Below are 20,624 nucleotides of genomic sequence, written 5' to 3' on the forward strand. Positions count from 1 at the left end.
TAAAGCCCGTTAGGCCCGGGTAAACAGGACGCAGCGATCTGTTAACTTCGAGCCCGGTTTACATCCGTTCCGGAGCTTCGATCCCCAGAATGCCAAGCCCGGCTTCGAGCTGTTTCAGCACCGCTTCACAAAGCCCAAGCCGCGACGCCCGTACCTCCGCATCGCTTTCATTCGCGATCGGCGCATCGGCATAAAGCGCGCTGAAGGCCTGCGCGAGCGAGTAGACATGCTCACACAAGATGTGCGGCTGGCGCTTGGCATGGCTTTGGGCAAGCGCGTTCGCAAAGCCGTCCATGGCAAGGACAAGCGCGCGCTCAGTGTCGCGCTCAATCTTCACTTCGCCTGGCAGGTTGCCGGCGTCTTTCGCGCGGCGAAGCAGCGATTTGATCCGCACCGCCGCATAAAGGAGATAAGGGCCTGTCTTGCCCTCAAAGCTCGTGAACCGGTCAAGATCGAAGACATAGTTTGTGGTGCGCACATTCTGCAGGTCCGCAAAGCGCAGCGCGGCGCGCGCGACGAGTTGCGAAATCTTCAGGCGCTCTTTCTCGCCGATATCGCCCGAGAGGCCCGCTTCGCCGATCTTCCGTTCGGCTTCCTCGAGCGCCATGCGGTTGAGGTCAGCCAGACGCAGCACGCCGCCTTCGCGCGTCTTGAACGGCTTGCCATCGTCGCCGTTCACCGTGCCAAAGCCGATATGCTCCAGCCGGTCCTCGGAAATCAGGCCAGCCTTGTCAGCCGCCCGGAAAACCTGCTCGAAATGCAGGGCCTGGCGTTGGTCGACGACATAGAGCATCCGGTCTGGCCCGATCTCCGCGATACGGTCGACAATCGTCGCAAGGTCCGTGGCGTGATAGCCCGTCCCGCCGCGCGAATTGATCAGCATGAAGGGTGGCATCTCTTTCTTGTCGCTCTCGCGCGCGACATCGATGATCCACGCCCCATCATCGAGCTTGGCGAGGCCCTTCTCTTTCAGGTCTTCGACCATGCCGGGGATCAACCCATCGACATCGCTCTCACCCTTCCAGAGGTCGAACTCGACCCCGAGAAACGCATAATCCACCTTCAGCGCCTCAACGGACACGTTGATGAAGTGCTGCAGCAATGCGCGATAGCCGGGGTGTCCTGCCTGCATTTCGGCGACGGCCTGCTGGCTCGCTTCATTGCGTGCGGGATCAGCCTTCGCCTTGGCAGAGGCTTGCGGGTACAGTCGGCCAAGGTCTTCAATCGTAACCGGCGGCTCTTCTGGGTAAGGCCCGGCGAAATCAGGATCGAAATAGACCAGATCCGGCTGCTCGGCGAAGAGTTCTGTGATGAGGTGCCCCATTTGCAGGCCCCAGTCGCCAAGATGCGCGTCGCCGGTGACATCATCGCCGAGATACCGGAACAGCCGGCAGAGCGTGTCGCCAATCACAGCTGAGCGCAGATGTCCGACATGCATGGGTTTGGCCACGTTCGGGCCGCCAAAGTCGATAACGACCTTTTCGGTCTTCTCAAGCGAGCCGCCGCCCGCCTTTTCATCCTTGCGAATGTGTTCGGCTTGCTGAGACAGCGCGGCACTTGAAACAGTGATGTTCAGAAAGCCGGGGCCTGCCACATCAACGCGCTCAATCGCGTCTTCGCCAGAAATGCGCTCGGCAATCTTCGCGGCGAGATCACGCGGCACCAGGCCTTGTGACTTTGCTGCGCCCATGCAGCCATTGCACTGATAATCGGCGAGCTCCGGCCGGTCAGAGCGGCGCACGGCGCCCCAGCGGGCTTCGAAACCTTCAGCTTCAAAGGCTGCCGCGCACGCGGCGGACAACTGCGTGACGAGATCGCTCATGGCTGTCTCCGAATTTTCTGGTTTAACGGCCTGCGTCGAGACGGAAGCGGCGGCCTTCGCGGTTGAACGCGAGCTGCTCATCAGTGAGGTCAAAGCCGACGATCACTTCAAAGTTGGCACCGGAAATTGTCTCATCCGCCCGTGGGATGATGATGTCCTGAATGATTTCCCGGCGGCCATCGACAATGCCTTTAGAGAAGTCGGCATCCACGGTGAAATACTGTTTGGCCAGCACTTTCGAGTTGCGGCGCGTGACGGCGACCCAGTACTGATAGGTGTGGCTATTGGCCGTCGCCATGGGCCCTTTGCCAAAGGCGAAATCGACCTCCACCTCGGCGCGCAGCGGCTGATCGTCGATATAACGGCAAACCATGTTCACGCCCGTGATCTCACCGGTATAGGCAATCTTGTCATAGGTGATGCCCTCAGCGCCCATTTCGACAATGCGTGAGGCATCATAGAGCGCGGCGACAGGCGGACATGGCCCGGCGTTTTGTCGGGTATCGAGAGCACGGCTAAGAGGGTTGCTCCCGCAGGCTGCAAGCATCAGTCCGGCCGCCAGTACAGCAATTACACGCATAATCATGCCTTGTCGCTCTTGGCCTCGCGGTCGAGGCCGTCCATGTATGGGGTGCAGTGTTACCGGGCACCAGCAGATGGCGCAACGCCCCATCTGCGTGACGTGCAGGAGGAGTTTAATGGACCGCCGCAAACTTCAGATCAGACTTGCAGCACCCCGCGGTTTTTGCGCCGGGGTCGATCGCGCTATCCAGATCGTCGAAGAGGCGCTCGGCAAATGGGGCGCCCCTGTCTATGTGCGCCATGAAATCGTCCACAATCAACACGTTGTCTCCCGCCTCGAAAAGCTGGGCGCTGTCTTTGTAGAAGAGCTGGACGAGTGCCCGCCAGACCGGCCCGTCGTCTTTTCCGCGCATGGGGTACCGAAAGCAGTGCCCGCCGAAGCTGAGCGCCGCAATATGATCTATGTCGATGCGACCTGCCCGCTTGTCTCAAAGGTGCATGTCGAGGCTGAACGCCACCACCAGGCTGACCGCGAAATCGTCCTTATCGGCCATGCCGGCCACCCCGAGGTCGTCGGTACGATGGGCCAGCTGCCAGATGGCGCCATCACGCTGATCGAGACAGATGATGACGCTCGCGCTTACCAGCCAAAGGACGCGGCAAACGTCGCCTTCGTGACGCAGACCACACTGTCTGTTGATGACACGGCCGACATTGTCACAATCCTTCAGCAGCGTTTCCCGGACATCTCGACCCCGCATAAGGAAGACATCTGCTATGCCACGACCAACCGCCAGGAAGCGGTGAAGGCTATGGCGGAGGGCTGCGATCTCTTCCTCACCATCGGGGCCGAAACCTCCTCCAATTCCAAACGCCTCGTAGAAGTCGCCAAACGCGCCGGCGCAAAGGACTCCCGCCTTGTCGCCAGCGCATCGGATGTTAACTGGAGCTGGTTCGAAGGCGTCGAAACCCTGGGCCTCACCGCTGGTGCCTCTGCCCCTGAAGACCTTGTCCAGGGCCTCATCGCCGCCTGCCGCGCCCGCTTCGACATAGAGGTGGAGCCCTTCACCACCGCCCGCGAAACGGTGACGTTTAAACTTCCTCGCGTGCTCGCTGCCGAAGTCTAGGGCTTGCGCCTCCGGCATGCGGGTTTAGAACGCCCGCCAAGAACGGAGATGCCCCATGATTCCACGTTATGCCCGCCCTGAGATGACCGCTATCTGGTCGCCGGAAGAGAAATACGGCATCTGGCTGGAGATTGAGACGCTGGCCGCCGAAGCGATGGAAGAGCTCGGCCAGATCCCCGAGGGCACCTCCAAGGCCGTCCGCGAAAAGGCGCAATTCGAAGTCGCCCGCATCGACGAGATCGAGGCCGAGGTGAAGCATGACGTGATCGCCTTCCTCACCAATGTCGCCGAACATGTCGGAGAACCTGCCCGCTTCCTGCACAAGGGTATGACCTCTTCTGACGTGCTGGACACCTGCCTCAACGTGCAGCTGGTGCGCGCCTCAGACCTGCTGCTCGTCGGCATGGACCGCGTGCTCGCCGCCCTGAAAAAGCGCGCCGAAGAGCACAAATACACGCCAAAGATCGGCCGCAGCCACGGCATCCATGCCGAGCCGACGACCTTCGGCGTCACGCTTGCCACTTTCTATGCCGAGTTCGCCCGTGGCCGTGACCGCCTCGTCGCTGCCCGCAAGGAAGTCGCGACCTGCGCCATCTCGGGCGCCGTCGGCACCTTCGCGAATATCGACCCGCGCGTTGAAGAACACGTCGCAGAGAAACTCGGGCTGGAAGCTGAGCCGGTCTCCATGCAGGTCATCCCGCGTGATCGCCACGCCATGTTCTTTGCAACGCTCGGCGTGATTGCCTCTTCAGTTGAGCGGCTGGCGACGGAAGTTCGCCACCTGCAGCGCACCGAAGTTCTGGAAGCCGAGGAGTTCTTCTCCAAGGGCCAGAAGGGCTCGTCGGCCATGCCGCACAAGCGCAATCCAGTGCTGACCGAGAATCTAACCGGTCTTGCCCGTCTCGTGCGCTCGGCTGTGACGCCTGCACTGGAAAACGTCGCCCTCTGGCATGAGCGGGACATCTCCCACTCATCGGTTGAGCGCGGCATCGGCCCCGACGCGACCATCCACCTTGATTTCGCCCTACACCGTATGGCGGGCGTCATCGAGAATTTGCTCATCTACCCAGACCGGATGATGTCCAACATGATGCGCCTTGGCGGGCTGCATAACTCCCAGCGCGTCCTGCTGGCCCTGGTTGAAGCCGGCGTCAGCCGCGAGGATTCCTACCGCCTGGTCCAACGCAATGCGATGCGCACCTGGGCGGGCGAAGGCGCCTTCCTCGACTTCCTGAAAGCGGACGAAGAAGTGTCCTCAAAACTGAGTGATGACGAGCTCGAAGCCCTGTTTGACCTCGACTATCACTTCAAGCGTGTCGACGTGATTTTCAGCCGCGTTTTCAAATAGCGACCGTCACGCGCCATGCAAAAATGACGATATTGTCATTAATGCGGACCTGCTTCATGATAGTGGAGTCTATTTAACCGTCCCCGGCTACAGCGAGACGCCTTAAGGCGCATGGCAAATGCCCGCTTTCGAAGGGGATTGCCTGGGAGGTCCTCATGAAAATATCACTCGCTTACAAACTCGCTGCCGGTGCCGCTTTGTCGGTTCTGGCTGTGGCCTGCTCGCCTGCGGCCGATAAGGAAGCGGCAAATCATCATCCTGCTGGGCATGATGCATCCGACAAAGCGGAAGCGACCAGCAAGGTTGAAACCGCCGACTATGTCGACAACTTTTCGCTGATCGACCACAAAGGCCAAGCGCACGAACTTTTCTACCATGCCGACCAGCCAGCCATCGTCATCATGACGCACGGCAATGGCTGCCCGATCGTTCGCGGCGCGATGCCTGACTTTGAAAAGATCGCCGCCGAGTATAGCGACAAGGGCGTCGAATTCCTCCTGCTGAACTCCAACCTTCAGGACACACGCGACAGCGTCGCGGCCGAAGCGGCAGAATACAATTATAGCCTTCCGATCATGATCGACGAGCAACAGCTTGTCGGCGAGAGCCTCGGCGTGCACCGCACCGCCGAAGTGTTCGTCATTGATCCAGCCCAGGGCTTCAAGGTCGTCTATCACGGCCCGATTGATGACCGTCAGTCCTATGAGCGCCAGAAGGCCGAAGCCGAAAATCACTTCCTGACCGACACGCTCGACCAGATGATCGCGGGCGAAGACGTGACCGTCGAAGGCCCACCGCTCAGCCCCGGCTGCCTCGTCAACTTCCCTGAGCGTGACCGCCGCGACGAGCATATCAACATCTCCTACGCCGAAGACGTTGCGCCGATCCTGCTTGGCAAATGCGCTGACTGTCACCAGCCGGGCGGCATCGGCCCGTGGGCGATGACAAGCCATGACGTCGTTCAGGGCTGGTCACCAATGATGCGCGAAGTCATCCGCACAGACCGGATGCCACCATGGCATGCAGACCCGCATGTCGGCACGTTCCAGGACGACCGCAGCCTCAGCAGCGACGAGATCAAGACGCTGGTCCACTGGATCGAAGCTGGCGCCCCGCGCGGTGACGGCCCGGACCCTCTGGCAGATGCAAACTTGCATGCCCCCGAATGGCCACTGGGTGAGCCTGATCTCATTCTCACCCTTCCAGCCTATGATGTGCCCGCAAACGGCATCATCGACTATGACTATCCTGTCGTCGCGAACCCGCTGACCGAAGACAAGTGGATCCGCGCGACCAGCGTGAAGGCTGGCTCACGTGAGACGGTGCACCATGTTCTCTCCGGCTATATGTCCGAAATCCCTGAAGATGGCCGCGGCTCCACCGGGCTCTGGGAGTTCTCCACAGGGGGATATGCCGTCGGCGCAGAGACCACCGAAGCGCGCGCAAATCACGGCACACCGATGCCCGCTGGCGGCGCGATTGGCTTCCAGATGCATTATACGCCGATTGGCAAGCCGGTGACCGACATCACGCAGATCGGTTTCTACTTCCACGATGAAGTGCCGAAATATGTGAACCGCACGTCCGTGGTGCTCGATGCCTCCATCGAAATTCCGGCAGGTGATCCTCGCCATGAGGAAACCGCCTATCTGGAGTTCCCCGAAGATGCGATCCTGATGAGCGTCTTCCCGCACGCCCATTATCGCGGCTATGCCTCGGACCTTCGCATCCGCTATCCGGACGGCAAGGAAGAGATGCTGGTGTCGCTGCCGAAATATGACTTCAACTGGCAGCGCAGCTATGTCTTCGAAGAGCCGGTCGACGTCCCGGCCGGATCGAAGCTGATCGCGAACTATATTTACGACAATTCCGAAAACAATTTCGCCAACCCGGATCCGAATGTGGACGTCACCTGGGGCGAGCAGACCCATGAGGAAATGCTCTACACCTCGCTCAGCTATCGCTGGAAGGATGAGACATCCGACAACCGCAAGGACGACTATCAGGCACGGCTTGAAGCCGGTCGCCTGTTTGGCTCGATGGATGACAATATCGACGGCCAGATCACCGCTGACGAGATGACAGGGATGCTGGGCGCCCGCATGAAGCCTGCCTTCCCGCTGCTCGACAAGGACGGATCATCGGGCCTCAGCCCAGAGGAATTCGCCAAGGTCTTCGAAGTGATGAACCGCAGAAGCTCCGGTCAGCCATAGGGCCGACTTAACGCTCACAGCATATAAAAAGGCCGGTCTCCGTATGGATGACCGGCCTTTTCTTTTGCGTTCAGCTAACAGCGAAAGCGGCGGAGCGTTCGGCTCACGCGCCTCTTACGTATTCGCAGGCCCGTCCGGCCGCTCATCCAGCTGCCAGGCTGCCTTGTCGATCTCAAGGTCAGAGAACTTCTCCGGATCAAAGATCGGGATCGTCACGCCGGCTTTTCGCTGGCCGTCAAAGTCCCGCATGACGCGCAGACCAATCGGGAAGAGCAGCGCCACAGCGAAGAGGTTCACGATCGCCAGCAGCCCCATTGTCAGGTCACTGAAGCTCAGCACATCGGCGAGCTGGATCGTCGCGCCAAGCAGCACGAAGCCGACCACGATGACCCGGTAAATGTTCACCGCCATCTTGTTGTCAGGGATATAATAATCGACCGCGTTCTCACCGAGATAATAGGAATACATGATCGATGAAAAGGCGAAGAGGAACAGCGCGAAGGCGATGAAGTATTCCGCCCAGCCGCCGATATGATCAGCCAGCGCGAGCTGCGTCAGCACGCCCTGCACTTCATCATCGACGCCGATATAATTCTGCGTCGACAGGATGATGATCAGCGCCGTTACCGTGCACATAATGATCGTGTCGATGAACACAGACAGCGACTGTACCATGCCCTGCTGGGCAGGATGCTCGACATAGGCGGCCGCCGCAACGTTCGGGGCTGAGCCAAGGCCCGCCTCATTGGAGAACAGGCCGCGATTGACGCCCATCATAATCGCCGCGCCCATGCCGCCTGCGACAGCCTCGTTCAGTCCGAAGGCACTCGTCACAATCGTCGAAAGCGCGCCCGGTATCTGCGGCAGATGCGTGACCAGCACATAGAGGCCGAGCAGCGCATAGAAGACCGCCATGATCGGCACGATCACTTCAGCGACATTTGCGATCCGGCGAACACCACCAAAGATCACGAAGCTGACCAGCACCGCAAGCGCGATACCAGACCACATGCGCGGCGCCCCAAAGGCGGAGTCGATCGAACTGGTCGTCGCAAAGCTCTGGAAACAGATGAACGCGAAGCCGAACGTCACCAGAAGCAGCAATGAATAGACAAAGCCGAGTACCGGCGCGCCCTTGCCGAGCTTCTTTCCGAGGCCATGCTTGATGTAATAGGCCGGCCCGCCGCGGAAGTCGCCATTCGGCTCTTTCTGCTTGTAGAGTTGGGCGATCGTACATTCGAAATAGCTGGTCGCCATGCCAACAAGGCCGACAATCCACATCCAGAAAATCGCGCCAGGTCCGCCGAGCGCCAAGGCCGCTGCGACCCCTGCGATGTTACCGCCGCCGACACGTCCGGCGACCGATAGAGCAAGGGCCTGAAAGGAGGATGGCTGGTCGGTTTCATGCTGGAATCCCTGCCCCAGCACAGAGAACATTGAGCCGAAGAGCCTGAACTGAACCCCTCTGGACCAGATCGTGAAAATCAGACCGATGGGGATCAATGCGGCAATAAGGATTTTGCCATTGATAAGATTGCTCAGGGCGTCCAGAAATTCGGGCATGTCATCCTTATCTTGTTTGTTACAGTCTGGTCATAGACAGCTGCGTCGACTGAGTAAAACTTCAAGCTCAGCGCTTGTCGCGCTCATTGTGATGACCGTGTCAGTTGTTCCCGCATCTGCACAGGCACCGGTCAAACTTGTCAATTTTACAGCGGACTGGTGCACCTCGTGTAAGGTGTTCAAACCCGTACTGGCCGTGGCGCTGGAAGATTTCACCAATAAAGACGTGGAGCTTATCACTGTAGACCTGACGCATTTGCGCTCCGGTCCAGACAGCAAGCAGGCCACAATCGAGGCCTCAAAAGCGCTGCTTCGCTTCCACAAGGCCGAATACCTCTGGGACTGGTATGGTGGATTTACCGGCATGGCCGTGATGATCGCGGCAGATACCGGCGAACCAATGAGCTGCGTTGACCGGCGCTACAGCGCAAAGCAGATCACAGACACTCTGGTGCTCTCAGGCATACTTGCGCGCAAGGCCGCGCCCGGTCGGCGGCGTCCCGATGGCCCCGATTGCCCCAAGCCGCTGCGTTGATTTGGCAACGCTCTGGCCCGATGACGCGTTGTGCGGTTCATAGAGCCTTCACCCTGCCTCATTTAGAGGCAATATGCTCGCGCACGCATTGATAGAATTTCCCGGGAAGGACTATTTTGGTCGGCCAGAACAATTTCGGATCGCCAGATGATCGACCCCCGACCTATGACGGCCGGGACCAGAGACCTGAGCGCAGGGGCTTCGGCTTTCTCGCCGGCAGGCCGATTGTCAAATATTCGCTTGTCGCGATCCTTCTGCTCGGTGTCATCGCAGCTGCTGGCGGCTGGCTCTACCTGCAAAGCCTTTATCGCGGCATCCCCGCGCTGCCGACGAATGAACAGCTTTGGGCGAAGGGCCGTGAGCAGGCCATCGAATTTGTCGACACTGAAGGTGTAACTATTGCCATTCGCGGCCCACGCTATGGCCGCGCGGTGAATATGGAAACGCTGCCGCCCCATGTGGCACAAGCCTTCATCGCCGCAGAGGATAAACGCTTCTATGAGCACAATGGCGCCGATACACGGGCAATCATTCGGGCTTTCTGGGCAAATTTGACGTCTGGCGAGACCGTGTCCGGCGCCTCGACGATTACCCAGCAGCTGATCAAGAATCTGGTCCTGACCCCGGAACAGACCCTCAAGCGCAAGGCGCAGGAAGTCCGCCTCGCGCGCGAACTTGAAAAGCGTCTCTCAAAGGATGAGATCCTCGAGCTTTATCTGAACCGGGTTTATTTCGGCGCGGGCTTCTATGGCCTTGGCGCAGCATCCCGCTTCTATTTTGGCAAAACGCCAGAGGAGCTGACGATCGGTGAGGCCTCCCTGCTGGCCACGCTGCCTCAAGCGCCATCTCGCCTCGCGCTGACCAATAATATGAGCGACGCAAAGGCCCGCCAGGCCTATGTCCTGCGAGAGATGGTCGATGCGGGCTTTATCACCCGCCAGCAATCTGAAACCGCTGCGGCAGAACAGGTCGAACTCGCTGAAGCGCCAGAACGGGATCCGCAATTTGGCTATGCGCTCGATGCCGCCACCCAGCGCATCAACCAGATCCTGCCGACGCTCCCCGGAGACCTGGTCGTCACGCTGACCATCGATTCCGAAATACAGGAAAAAATCGACGACGCCTTCGCCACACGTATGGCCGAAGAAGGCAGCAAGCAGAAAGCCACCCAGGCCGCCGGCATGCTGATGGACAAGCAGGGCCGCATCCTCGCCATGTATGGCGGCGTCGATTACAATGAAAACCAGTTCAACCGCGCAACGCAAGCGCGCCGCCAGCCGGGCTCATCCTTCAAACCCTTCGTCTACGCCACTGCCATCCGCCAGGGCCTGACCCCCTATGATGTGCGCAATGACCGCCGCACGACGATTGATGGCTGGTCGCCGCAGAACTATTCGCGCGTCTATTCCGGCCCGATGACCCTGTCGGAGGCCCTGAAGGATTCCATCAACACCGTCGCCGCACAGCTCGGCGAGGAAGTTGGGCAGGAAAACATCATCTCGCTGATTAAATCTTTCGGTGTCAGCGGCGACTTTGAACCCTTTCCGTCCATCGCGCTCGGCAGCCAGGGCATGAGCCTTCAGGACATGGTACGCGCCTATGGCGTCTTCATGACCGGCGGCACCCGGCTCGACCCCTACATTATCGAGCGGATTTCAAACTCACGCGGCGACGTCCTTTATGAGCGCCCCCAATATGAACCGGCCCGCGTCTATGACCGGCGCGATGCCGAGACAATGGTCGCCATGATGGAGCGCGTCGTGACGGACGGCACCGGCAAGCGCGCCAGGCTGGACGGCTGGGATGTCGCCGGCAAGACGGGCACCAGCCAGAGCTTCCGTGATGCGTGGTTCGTTGGCTTTACGTCCCAGCTCGTCGGCGGTGTCTGGGTTGGTAATGACGACGATACGGCCATGTCCCGCGTCACGGGCGGCGGCCTACCTGCCTCGCTTTGGCATGACATGATGGAAATCGCGCACGAGGACCGTGAGCCGACCCCTCTTGCGGGGGCTGGCACGCTCGTCACCCTGTCACCGGCCACGCAGCGCCGGATTTCCTTCTACCGCGATGTCGGTACCGCCTTTGCAGGCGTCGCCGGAGACTAGTCTCTAGCGAGCCGGCGCAAAGGAGTCGGCCTGCGCCATCTCCCATTCACGCCCCAGCGGCGTGTCCTGCGGTGCGTGCAACAGAGCGTTCGGCTCCAGCAGCTTGTAGGCGCGGTGTCCGGGCTCTGCGATATCTTCGGTAACGCGATGCATGATGTGGCGCGGCGTCAGCTGCGATGGGTGCTCACACCCCGCAGCGCCGACCACTTCCATCAGAGCGTGGATCGTATTGCGTTGGAAATTATAGACGCGCTCAGCCTTGTCGGGGACAACAAGCCCCCGCTGACGGCCCGGATCCATCGTGGTGATGCCCGTCGGGCAGGTATTGTCATGGCAATGCCTGGCCTGAATACAGCCGAGCGAGAACATGAAACCGCGCGCCGAGTTCACCCAGTCAGCGCCGAGCGCCATCGACGCTGCGATCTGGAAAGCGGAGACCTGCTTGCCCGATGCGGCGAGCTTGATGCGATCGCGCAGACCAGTGCCGACCAGCGCATTGCGCGTAAAGACCAGTCCTTGACGCAGCGGGGTCCCGATATGGTCCTGAAACTCAACAGGTGCGGCGCCGGTGCCACCCTCTGCGCCATCCACCACCATGAAGTCTGGCGCAATACCGGTCTGCATTGCCGCCTTGCAAACAGCCAGCACTTCCCAGCGATTGCCGACACAGAACTTGATACCAACCGGCTTGCCACCTGACATCTCACGCAGCTGCGCGATAAACTCGATCATCTCGAGCGGCGTTGAGAAAGCCGAGTGCGAAGGCGGCGACACGCAGGTTTCACCGACGGCAACGCCCCGTGCTTCTGAAATTTCCTCTGTCACTTTTGCGCCGGGCAAAACGCCGCCATGTCCGGGCTTTGCACCCTGGCTGAGCTTGATCTCGATCATTTTGATCTGATCGTCCTGCGCGACGTCGGCAAACCTCGCCGCGTCGAAACTGCCATCCTTCTGGCGGCAGCCGAAATATCCGCTACCGATCTCCCAGACGAGGTCACCGCCGCCGGCTTTATGGTAGCGCGAGACACCACCTTCTCCGGTGTCGTGATAAAAGCCGCCCTTCGCCGCACCGCGATTGAGAGACTCGATCGCCTTGCCGCTCAGCGCGCCAAAACTCATCGCTGAAATATTGTAGACGCTGGCTGAATAAGGTTTGGCACAATGGTCAGCGCCGACCATGACTCTCGGATCACGATCCTCGGTTTTGCGCGCTGCAATTGAGTGGGACAGCCACTCATAAGGCGGGCGATCCATATCCAGTTGCGACCCGAACGGCTCGACACTGGAGACGTCCTTTGCGCGCCTGTAAACCATGGCCCGCTGCTCATGGTCGAAAGGACGCCCCTCTGTCTCGCTTTCGACCAGATAGGCCCGGAAGAACGGTCTGAGCGCCTCCATGATCCAGCGGATACGCCCGATGATCGGGAAGTTCCGCCAAAGTGTGTGACGCGTCTGGAAGTGATCATAAAGCCCCAGCGCAAGGCACACGCCGACGATAACAAGGCCAATTGCAAACCATGCGGAGACCTGCAGCAGCCACGCAAAAACGACGAACAACAGAATGGCGAGAAGAAGGGGAATGTAACGATGCATATGAGGCGTCCGAATGATTGAGCGATCCAAACTAGACCACTTAGCCCACACCTCAATGATTCATTGCGCAATCGCCCGGTTAGGATATGCTAATCGCAAGTGCCGACGGGTGATATTGCAACCAGACCGAGATCTACATCAGCCCGCCGGGAACCTGACCATCATCGATCCGTTGATCGGACAGGATTCAGGCATCAGGATTCCATGCATGCGTATCCGGACCATTCACAAGTGCATGGATGTTGGGCCGGAGCTCTTTTGAGCTCCGGTCCTTTTTCGTTTCAACGCTGAAGTCTTCCGGCCCTAGAAGCCGTTGATCCGGGCAAACCGGTCACGGTGGAAGCTGGCAGACCCAAGCAGGGCTTCCTGAACGCGGGCCCGCTTCATGTAGAAGCCGGAATCATGATCATCGGTCATGCCGATACCGCCATGCATCTGCACCGTCTCATTCGACACCAGATGCACCGTTTCACCGGCGCGGGCCTTTGCAAGGCTGGCCAGTTCGGAAATGTCGTTGCGTTGCTCATCCACGGCCGTCAATGCCGCGCCGACGCAGGATTTGGTCAGCTCCAGCTCGGTGAACATCTTGGCAGCCCGGTGCTGCATGGACTGGAACGAACCGATCAGCTGACCGAACTGTTTGCGCGTCTGCAGATATTCATGCGTCAGCTCAAACGCTGCCGTCGCAGAGCCCAGCATTTCAGCTGCCAGGGCAATCCGCCCACGGTCGAGAACCGGCTCCAGAAGGTCCATGCCCTTGTCCGGCGCGCCAAGCACATGGCTTTCAGGCACGTGCACATCTTCCAGTGTCAGATGCGCGGCGCCATGGCTGTCGACCGTATTGAGCGACTTGACCGTCAGGCCCTTGGCATCGCGCGGGACCAGGAACAGCGTCAGGCCATGCGTGTCGCCAGCCTCACCAAATGTGCGTCCAACGACAATGAACACATCGGCATGGTGACCGTCAGAGACATATTTCTTCGCGCCGTTCAGCGTATAGCCCTGGCCGTCGCGTTCAGCTTCCGTCGCAACGCCCGCAGGGCTGTGGTGTGAGCCTTCGTCCAGCGCCAGCGCCGTCGTGACTTCACCGGAGGCGATCTTTGGCAGCCATTCCTTCTTCTGCTCTTCAGTGCCGCCCAGCAGGATGGCCGAAGCGCCCATGCAGGCGGTTTGCAGCAGAGCCGTCGCCGCCAGCGTGCGGCCTTGCGCTTCCATGACCTGGCCGAGCGCGACCATGCCCATGCCAACGCCGTCATACTCTTCCGGGATCAGCACACCGAAGAAGCCAAGCTCAGCGAGCTTCTGGCGCCCTTCAGCGTCCACCCCGTTCTTGCCGCTATCGCGCAGGCTGCGCAGATGCTTCACCGGCAGCTCATCACGGGTAAAATTCACTGCGGTATCGCGCAGCATTTCCTGGTCTTCAGTCAGTACAAAAGTCATTTCTGGTTTCCTTCAAACAGCGCGCCTTTGCCGGTCTGCGCTGGTAAATCCGATCAAGCGATGAGTGGCTACTGGTGGTCGCGCAGGCCGAGCACGCGCTTGGACACAACGTTGAGATTGATCTCGCTCGTCCCGCCTTCGATCGAATTGCCCTTCGAGCGCAGCCAGGCGCGGGTCGCCATCTTCGCGCCCTTGTCAAAGCCTTCGCCTTCCCAGCCAAGACCTTCGGTGCCGAGCGCTTCAATCATCAGCTCGAACTTGTCCTGGTTCATCTTGGCGGCAGCATATTTGATGATCGACGCGGTGTGACCAACTTCCTGACCAGCCTTTGCCTGCTCGCCAGACCGTTTCACCGTCAGGCCAAAGGCCTTGGCGTACATCATATGGTCAGAGATGCGCCCGCGAAGATCGCCGTCGAGCAGTGCGCCATCCTTATCGGTGCCGACATGGATTTTCGCATACTCTTCAAGACCAAGCATGCCCGATCCGCGCGCCGCGCCGAAGCCGGACGCAGAGATCGATGAACGCTCAAACTGAAGAAGGCGCTTGGCGATTTTCCAGCCGCCATTCACGTCGCCGACGAGCTGGTCTTTTGGCACTTTCACATCCGAGAAGAATGTCTCGCAGAAGGGCGACGAACCGGAGATCAGTTTGATCGGTCGGGTCTCGACGCCTTCGCTTTCCATATCGAACAGGATGAAGCTGATGCCTTCATGCTTGACGGTGTTGTCGGTGCGCACGAGGCAGAAGATCCAGTCAGCCTGGTCGGCATAGGAGGTCCACACCTTCTGACCATTGATCAGATAGTGGTCGCCCTTGTCCTCACATTTGGTCTGCAGACCGGCAAGGTCAGAGCCGGCACCTGGCTCGGAATAGCCCTGGCACCAGCGGGTGCGACCATGAATGATGTCCGGGATGAAGCGCTTTTTCTGCTCTTCATTGCCAAACTCCAGAAGCGCCGGGCCGAACATCCAGAGACCGAAAGAATGCAGCGGAATACGCGCATTGATACGGCCCATCTCCTGATGAAGGATTTTTGTCTGCTCACGGTCCAGTCCGCCGCCGCCCAGTTCCTTTGGCCATGTCGGCGCGGTCCAGCCCTTTTCGGCCATACGCTCCAGCCAGACTTTGGAGTCCGGGTTCTTGAACTTCTCACGGCGCCCGCCCCAGACAACCTCGTCTTCCGGTTGCGGCGTGCGCATCGATTTTGGGCAATTTTCTTCCAGCCACTCACGAACTTCCTGGCGGAAGGCTTCTGGGTCGGACGGTGTATCGTAAGGCATGGTCGGTCTCCCTCGACTGCTTATTCTGGATTTCGCGGCAAACTTTAGCGCGCCAGTTCAGCGAGGTCACGGCTTACTTTGCGATAGGCTGCTATATATTTCAGTTGTGAAGTAAATTTCAGGCGCGTGCGCTCAAAATCGCCCGAACAGGCTGTGCTCCGGGCCGGTCTGAAGACCGAACACGTTCAGCAAATGCACAATGGAGATGAAAATGCCCATGGCGCAGAACACCATGACGAAGCCCCATGGCACCTGGTTTGGCCGTCCATCTGCCCTTGGCTTCCCCATACGGCGATTGGCCTGGTAGATGCCGCCAGCCATCACAGCGATTATGATTGTCGGGATAATCCAGTCGAGCACGTGACGTCATCCAAGGTGTCATCGGGTTGATGCGGCGTCTTTGCCCAGAAGAATGGGCGCACCGCAAGTCCGTAAACCGCTTTTCCTGCAGCGATCATATGCAGGGGCCAATAGAGCGGCCGCGTCACCACCGCCAGAATGCGCATCAAGGACCATCGTCCCGGCGCCAAAAGATCCGCGAGGCCGCAGGTCAACCAGCCCGATATGAAGAGCAATAAGTCGGAGGTCGACAGGGTCCATCCCGGCGCGATCAGGCTGATCGCTACGAGCATGGTCATTGGTCCATTCAGCGCGGCGCTGGCCAGGGCACCCCCAAGCGTCAGCTGAAGGCTAAGCCATCTAACCGGCCCAAGCTCCCGCAAGAGCTGGATCGGCGCGCGCCAACACACCAGCCAGGTCTGCAGGAAGCCTTTTATCCAGCGACTACGCTGCGCGAGCCAGATCTTTGTTCGGGTCGGCGCCGCTTCGAGTGTTGGGTTGTTGATCGTCTGCGTCGTACCGGCGAGCCGCGCCAGTCTGAGCCCCAGATCTGCGTCTTCGGTCACGTTCCACGCATCCCAGCCCCCGGCCATCAGGAGGCTCTCGCGCCGGAAATGATTGCTCGTCCCGCCCAGCATGATCGGCAAGCGCATCTTGGCCATAACCGGCATATGGAGGCGAAACTGGACATCATATTCCAGCGCCCACTGCGCGCTAAGCCACGCCTTCTCCCCATTTGAAGCGACGAGCGGTGCCTGAACACACATCAAGTGCTCTGGACCAACGCAGAACGCCTCATGGGCCGCGCGCAGTTGTCCGAGGTCAGGACGATCCTCGGCGTCATAGACGGTGATATAGCGTCCACGCGCATGGGCGAGGCCATAATTGAGAGCGCGCGGCTTTGTCATCGGGTTGCCCGGAGGCACTTTCAGCAACAGCGTCCCCTTCGGGAAGTCAGCGCGCGCGGCGGCCGAATAGGTGGCGGTGTCGTCTTCCTCGATGAGCAGAATGATTTCCAGCTTGTCAGCAGGCCAGTCCAGCCGGGACAGATTGGCCGCCAGCTGTCTCATCATTGCCGCCTCATCGCGCAGCGCAATCAGGACCGAATAGACGGGCAGCAATTCATCCGGAACACGCACCACGTCGCCAGACGACAGGTTTGAAAGCCGCGCCGCGCCGCCAAAGACGGTCAGCAACAGGCGCCAGACGACGGTGAGCGAGAACAGGCCCCAAAGCCCGACATAAAGCGTCAGATACAGGACGTGTATCGACAGGACCAGACAACAACCGGAGGCGAAAACCAGACCCCCGCAAAACTCCCACTGGGCCCGGCTGAGGCCCAATCGGCTACTGAGCTCGGGTGGCAGGGCCGCCGACCGGGACACAGCATCGAGGAGCGAAGGCGCACCGGGCCCAAGAGAGGCCAGCAGTACAGCTCCATCCTTCTCAGGCCAGACAAGCGAATCATCTGTGGTGAGCCCCGAACGCATGGCGCGAATACGGGCACACAAGTTTTAATTCATAGTTGCGAGGCTCAATCCTTGAGAAAATCAGCGATCGCCCTCCCGCTTTCCCAGGCCGCTTCTATGCGCGGCGCGATCCGCCAGTCGCCTACGGCTCCAATGCCCACATCAGCATCCCAGCCAAAGGGCGAGCCTGCCCCCTGCTCTACTTGCGCCAACAGCCATCTATGCGCACCACAATACACCGGAGCAGGCGCGCCTGTTTTCTGCTGAAACAACGACCATAGCGTTTCGGCCACGCTCGACGCATCGGCATCGACATGGGCCCGGCTCCAGTCAGCGGAGGCATGAAGGATCCACGTTTCGGCGTCCCCGCGTCCCGGCTTGCTGGCATTGCGCGCGGCCCAGGAGATGGGCGCGCCCTCGAAAGCAGCCGCATCCCAGCTGGTCTCCAGCTTCTCATCGAAGGCCAGCATGACGGCCCAGCAGGGCGCAGACCGGACAGCGGCCGCTTCGCCCGCCAGCTTATCGCTGACCCCGGCGAGCAGCTCTGCTGCCTGCTCAGCTGGAATGGCGACAATCACGCGATCGAAAGGCCCTTCCAGTCTGCCGTCTTCAAAACGCAGCTGCTTGCCTTCAGGTGATACGGCAATCTCTGAGACGCGGCGCCCCCATTCGACATCCAGATCAGATGCCATCGCCTTGATCACGGCATTCATACTTGGCGTGCCGACATATTTGGTATCGCTTTTCCCCGGCGCGGCTTCGCTGTCAGCAAGCATCCGAGGTGACCAGGCCGCGACGGCGCCCGCCTCCATCATCTGTTTTGTAAATGTTCGAAAGCCTTCGCTACGTGCGGTGAAGAACTGCGCACCATGGTCCCAGCGTACTTCGCCGATTGGCGTCTGCGCCCGCCGCGTCGATAGGCGCCCACCTGGCCCGCGTCCCTTGTCATATAAAGAGACGTCATGTCCGGCAGCCACCAAAGGGCGTGCCGCCGCCAGTCCCGCCATTCCAGCCCCAATGATTGCGATCTTCATATTGTCCGTCCCTCAGTCTCAACAGCTGACATAGACCGCCGCATGATTTGGCAAGCGCCTCGACAGAGGACGGCAGCTGCCTAAGTCCATCCGGCGCTTTGAAGAAAGAGACCCATGGCTGGCAAACAGAAACGCCCCGGCGCTCGCGGTAAGACGCACTTGCCGGAGAAATCCTGCGCCAGATGTGGGCGCCCGTTCAAGTGGCGGCGCAAATGGGCCGACGTCTGGGATGACGTCAGATATTGTTCTGATCGCTGCAAACGCAGCCGGGACTAATGGCTACCCAGTTATTATCGAAAAACAACATATTTTAGATATCTGAATCTATTCGGTTTTTTAATTTTTCGCATTGTTTTTCAATAATCACATATTGTTTTTCAATAAACCGCATCCTATCTCTGTTTTGTCGATGACACGGGAAAGCCCGGCGCCGACAAACCTAACCAGCCGGCAAAGACCGGTAACTTGCAAAGAAGGATGAAATCACATGCAAACGCTCGCCTCCCAGACCCCCGCCACCACCATAGCGGTCAACCGTGCTCCGGCTTCTGCCCTCGCAAAATTTGCACTGGGACAAGCCTCCATCAGCCCGGCTAATGACAATAAAGCAGGCTGGCGTCCAACCCTCCTGGTGCGCCGTCGCCGCCGGATGACACGACGCGGCAGCTTTGCCTGACCCCATTCGGAGCTGAAGCCGGTTTAACATCGCACCCGGCCGGCCAGATGTTCCGATACGAGCCGCCCTGCCCCGCCCGGCAGGGCGGTTTCAATTTATGAGGAGAGCGATTTTGGACGCAGGAAGTCCTGCAGCTTGAAATAGACAGGCAAGAAGATGCTGTCCTCGTCAGCCGCGAAGAGCGCAGCCGCGCCCGTCGGAAATTTCTCAGACAATTTGACCGATGCCCGGTGATTCTCACTGCCGGCATCTCTCAGCAGAAGTCTTGCAAAGTCATGCAGGCCCGGATTGTGACCGAGGATGAGCAAAGTATCGCAATCGCTGGCGGCAAGCTTCACCAGTGCTTCCAGAGCGGGCAGTCCGGCGAGATAGAGATCATCCGTGATCAACAGGCCGCACGAGGTAAACGTCTCGGAAAGATGGCGCCAGGTTTCCCGTGTGCGACGCGCCGAGGACACAATCGCCTGATCAGGGGCCCAGCCGATACGCTCAAGCTCAGTCGCCATAAGCACGGCGTCATCATGTCCCCGCTCAACCAACTTCCGGTCACGGTCACGAATCCCGTCATTCCAGGGTTCGGTCTTTGCATGGCGCATCACGATCAGACGTTTCATATGAAGTCCCACCAGACCCGCTGGCATTAGTAAAGGTAAAGACCTGAATCAGCGACGCAAACTTGTCGCCCCCCTTGGAACGGCCCATCTATCGGCAAGATAAAGCAATCAGCGGAGAATTCCATGAGCCTTCTGCTTGGCGATACAGCCCCAGATTTTGAAGCCGAAACAACTAAGGGAAAAATCAATTTCCATGAATGGATTGGCGACGACTGGGTCGTTTTCTTTTCACACCCGGCCGACTTTACCCCCGTCTGCACAACTGAGCTAGGCTACACAGCCAAGCTGAAAGACACGCTCGCTGAGCGGAACGCAAAAGCGATTGTCATTTCGGTTGATTCTGTTGAGCAGCACCAGGCCTGGATCAAGGACATTGACGAAACCCAGGGCGCCCATGTCGATTTCCCGATCATCGCGGACACCGAGAAAAAGGTGGCGTCGCTCTACAACATGATCCACCCGAAGGCCGATCCGAAGGTCACCGTGCGGGCCGTCTACGTGATCGACCCGAACAAGAAGATCCGTGCCTCGATCATCTATCCACCGAGCGCTGGCCGCAACTTCGACGAGATCGTTCGCCTGATTGACTCGCTTCAGCTGACCGACAATTACAAGGTCGCGACGCCAGTGAACTGGCAGCAAGGCGACGATGTCATCATCGTACCAAGCGTCTCTGATGAAGATGCCGACAAGCTGTTCCCGAAGGGCTACAAGACCGTGAAGCCTTACCTGCGCACCACACCGCAGCCGAATAAATAGGCGCTACCAAAAGGCGGATTGCCTTCACAGAAAATAGAAAAGCCACGCCGGTCATCCTGGCGTGGCTTTTTCTTTTTGGATGGTTTGTCTGCCTAGCGGACCAGCAAACTCAGCAATTTTCGCTTCGGGCTGATCGAACGCCGCTTCAGGCCCAGTCTCTTGCGAACAGATTTGGGCTGGTG

General features: G+C 59.4%; 17 protein-coding genes. 7 read left to right on the plus strand and 10 right to left on the minus strand.

All coding sequences use genetic code 11. The features are described 5' to 3' along the window. Window positions 1-58: 58 nt before the first annotated feature. Together argS and B8783_RS10450 are read right to left on the minus strand one after the other, a co-directional pair. Entirely contained in the window at window positions 59-1,822 is a 1,764-nt protein-coding gene (gene argS / locus B8783_RS10445; RefSeq protein WP_084420069.1) for an arginine--tRNA ligase, read from the minus strand. Window positions 1,823-1,844: 22 nt separating this feature from the next. Continuing rightward, on the minus strand, window positions 1,845-2,408 hold the full coding sequence (locus B8783_RS10450) for a hypothetical protein (protein ID WP_233355748.1): 564 nt from the start codon (window positions 2,406-2,408) through the stop codon (window positions 1,845-1,847). 112 nt (window positions 2,409-2,520) lie between these two features. Between B8783_RS10450 and ispH the strand changes: the two genes are divergently transcribed. From ispH to B8783_RS10465, 3 genes are all read left to right on the plus strand, one after another. Then, the gene (gene ispH, locus B8783_RS10455) at window positions 2,521-3,471 is read left to right on the plus strand and encodes a 4-hydroxy-3-methylbut-2-enyl diphosphate reductase (RefSeq protein ID WP_084420070.1); all 951 of its coding nucleotides are present in this window, start codon (window positions 2,521-2,523) and stop codon (window positions 3,469-3,471) included. A gap of 55 nt (window positions 3,472-3,526) precedes the next feature. Further along, window positions 3,527-4,819, plus strand: coding sequence for an adenylosuccinate lyase (gene purB, locus B8783_RS10460; protein ID WP_084420071.1), 1,293 nt, complete (start codon window positions 3,527-3,529; stop codon window positions 4,817-4,819). A 155-nt stretch (window positions 4,820-4,974) separates the two neighbouring features. Next, window positions 4,975-7,032 carry a redoxin family protein gene (locus B8783_RS10465; RefSeq protein WP_084420072.1) on the plus strand — a complete coding sequence of 686 codons (2,058 nt, stop codon included), beginning with the start codon at window positions 4,975-4,977 and terminating at the stop codon, window positions 7,030-7,032. A 114-nt stretch (window positions 7,033-7,146) separates the two neighbouring features. Here the strand turns inward: B8783_RS10465 and B8783_RS10470 are convergent, their stop codons facing one another. Further along, window positions 7,147-8,595: an alanine/glycine:cation symporter family protein gene (locus B8783_RS10470; protein WP_084420073.1), complete on the minus strand. Its 1,449-nt coding sequence runs from the start codon at window positions 8,593-8,595 to the stop codon at window positions 7,147-7,149. Between the two features lie 97 nt (window positions 8,596-8,692). Here B8783_RS10470 and B8783_RS10475 point away from each other — a divergent pair, with 97 nt between their 5' ends. Beyond that, the gene (locus B8783_RS10475; RefSeq protein ID WP_169711776.1) at window positions 8,693-9,130 is read left to right on the plus strand and encodes a thioredoxin domain-containing protein; all 438 of its coding nucleotides are present in this window, start codon (window positions 8,693-8,695) and stop codon (window positions 9,128-9,130) included. 116 nt (window positions 9,131-9,246) lie between these two features. Further along, window positions 9,247-11,235: a transglycosylase domain-containing protein gene (locus B8783_RS10480; RefSeq protein ID WP_084420075.1), complete on the plus strand. Its 1,989-nt coding sequence runs from the start codon at window positions 9,247-9,249 to the stop codon at window positions 11,233-11,235. A gap of 3 nt (window positions 11,236-11,238) precedes the next feature. On the opposite strand, the gene B8783_RS10485 is transcribed toward B8783_RS10480, so the two are convergent. From B8783_RS10485 to B8783_RS10510, 6 genes are all read right to left on the minus strand, one after another. Next, window positions 11,239-12,828: an FMN-binding glutamate synthase family protein gene (locus tag B8783_RS10485; RefSeq protein WP_084422057.1), complete on the minus strand. Its 1,590-nt coding sequence runs from the start codon at window positions 12,826-12,828 to the stop codon at window positions 11,239-11,241. A gap of 303 nt (window positions 12,829-13,131) precedes the next feature. Next, a complete protein-coding gene (locus B8783_RS10490) occupies window positions 13,132-14,268 on the minus strand; it encodes an acyl-CoA dehydrogenase family protein (RefSeq protein WP_084420076.1) in 1,137 nt (378 codons plus the stop codon). A gap of 68 nt (window positions 14,269-14,336) precedes the next feature. Then, on the minus strand, window positions 14,337-15,551 hold the full coding sequence (locus B8783_RS10495; RefSeq protein WP_084420077.1) for an acyl-CoA dehydrogenase family protein: 1,215 nt from the start codon (window positions 15,549-15,551) through the stop codon (window positions 14,337-14,339). Between the two features lie 132 nt (window positions 15,552-15,683). After that, window positions 15,684-15,911 (minus strand): hypothetical protein, encoded by a 228-nt coding sequence (locus tag B8783_RS10500; RefSeq protein ID WP_139792329.1) that lies wholly within the window; start codon window positions 15,909-15,911, stop codon window positions 15,684-15,686. Next, entirely contained in the window at window positions 15,881-17,401 is a 1,521-nt protein-coding gene (locus tag B8783_RS10505) for a glycosyltransferase (RefSeq protein ID WP_139792330.1), read from the minus strand. The genes B8783_RS10500 and B8783_RS10505 overlap by 31 nt, the downstream gene beginning before the upstream one ends. A gap of 23 nt (window positions 17,402-17,424) precedes the next feature. After that, a complete protein-coding gene (locus B8783_RS10510) occupies window positions 17,425-18,393 on the minus strand; it encodes an NAD(P)/FAD-dependent oxidoreductase (protein ID WP_084420080.1) in 969 nt (322 codons plus the stop codon). Between the two features lie 114 nt (window positions 18,394-18,507). Between B8783_RS10510 and B8783_RS10515 the strand changes: the two genes are divergently transcribed. Beyond that, the gene (locus tag B8783_RS10515) at window positions 18,508-18,669 is read left to right on the plus strand and encodes a DUF2256 domain-containing protein (protein WP_084420081.1); all 162 of its coding nucleotides are present in this window, start codon (window positions 18,508-18,510) and stop codon (window positions 18,667-18,669) included. Window positions 18,670-19,164: 495 nt separating this feature from the next. On the opposite strand, the gene B8783_RS10520 is transcribed toward B8783_RS10515, so the two are convergent. Further along, the gene (locus B8783_RS10520) at window positions 19,165-19,683 is read right to left on the minus strand and encodes a SixA phosphatase family protein (protein WP_169711777.1); all 519 of its coding nucleotides are present in this window, start codon (window positions 19,681-19,683) and stop codon (window positions 19,165-19,167) included. A 123-nt stretch (window positions 19,684-19,806) separates the two neighbouring features. On the opposite strand from B8783_RS10520, the gene B8783_RS10525 reads away from it, so the two are divergent. Next, the gene (locus tag B8783_RS10525; protein WP_084420083.1) at window positions 19,807-20,442 is read left to right on the plus strand and encodes a peroxiredoxin; all 636 of its coding nucleotides are present in this window, start codon (window positions 19,807-19,809) and stop codon (window positions 20,440-20,442) included. Window positions 20,443-20,624: the final 182 nt, after the last annotated feature.

It is taken from the genome of Henriciella litoralis, assembly GCF_002088935.1.
Lineage (GTDB): Bacteria > Pseudomonadota > Alphaproteobacteria > Caulobacterales > Hyphomonadaceae > Henriciella > Henriciella litoralis.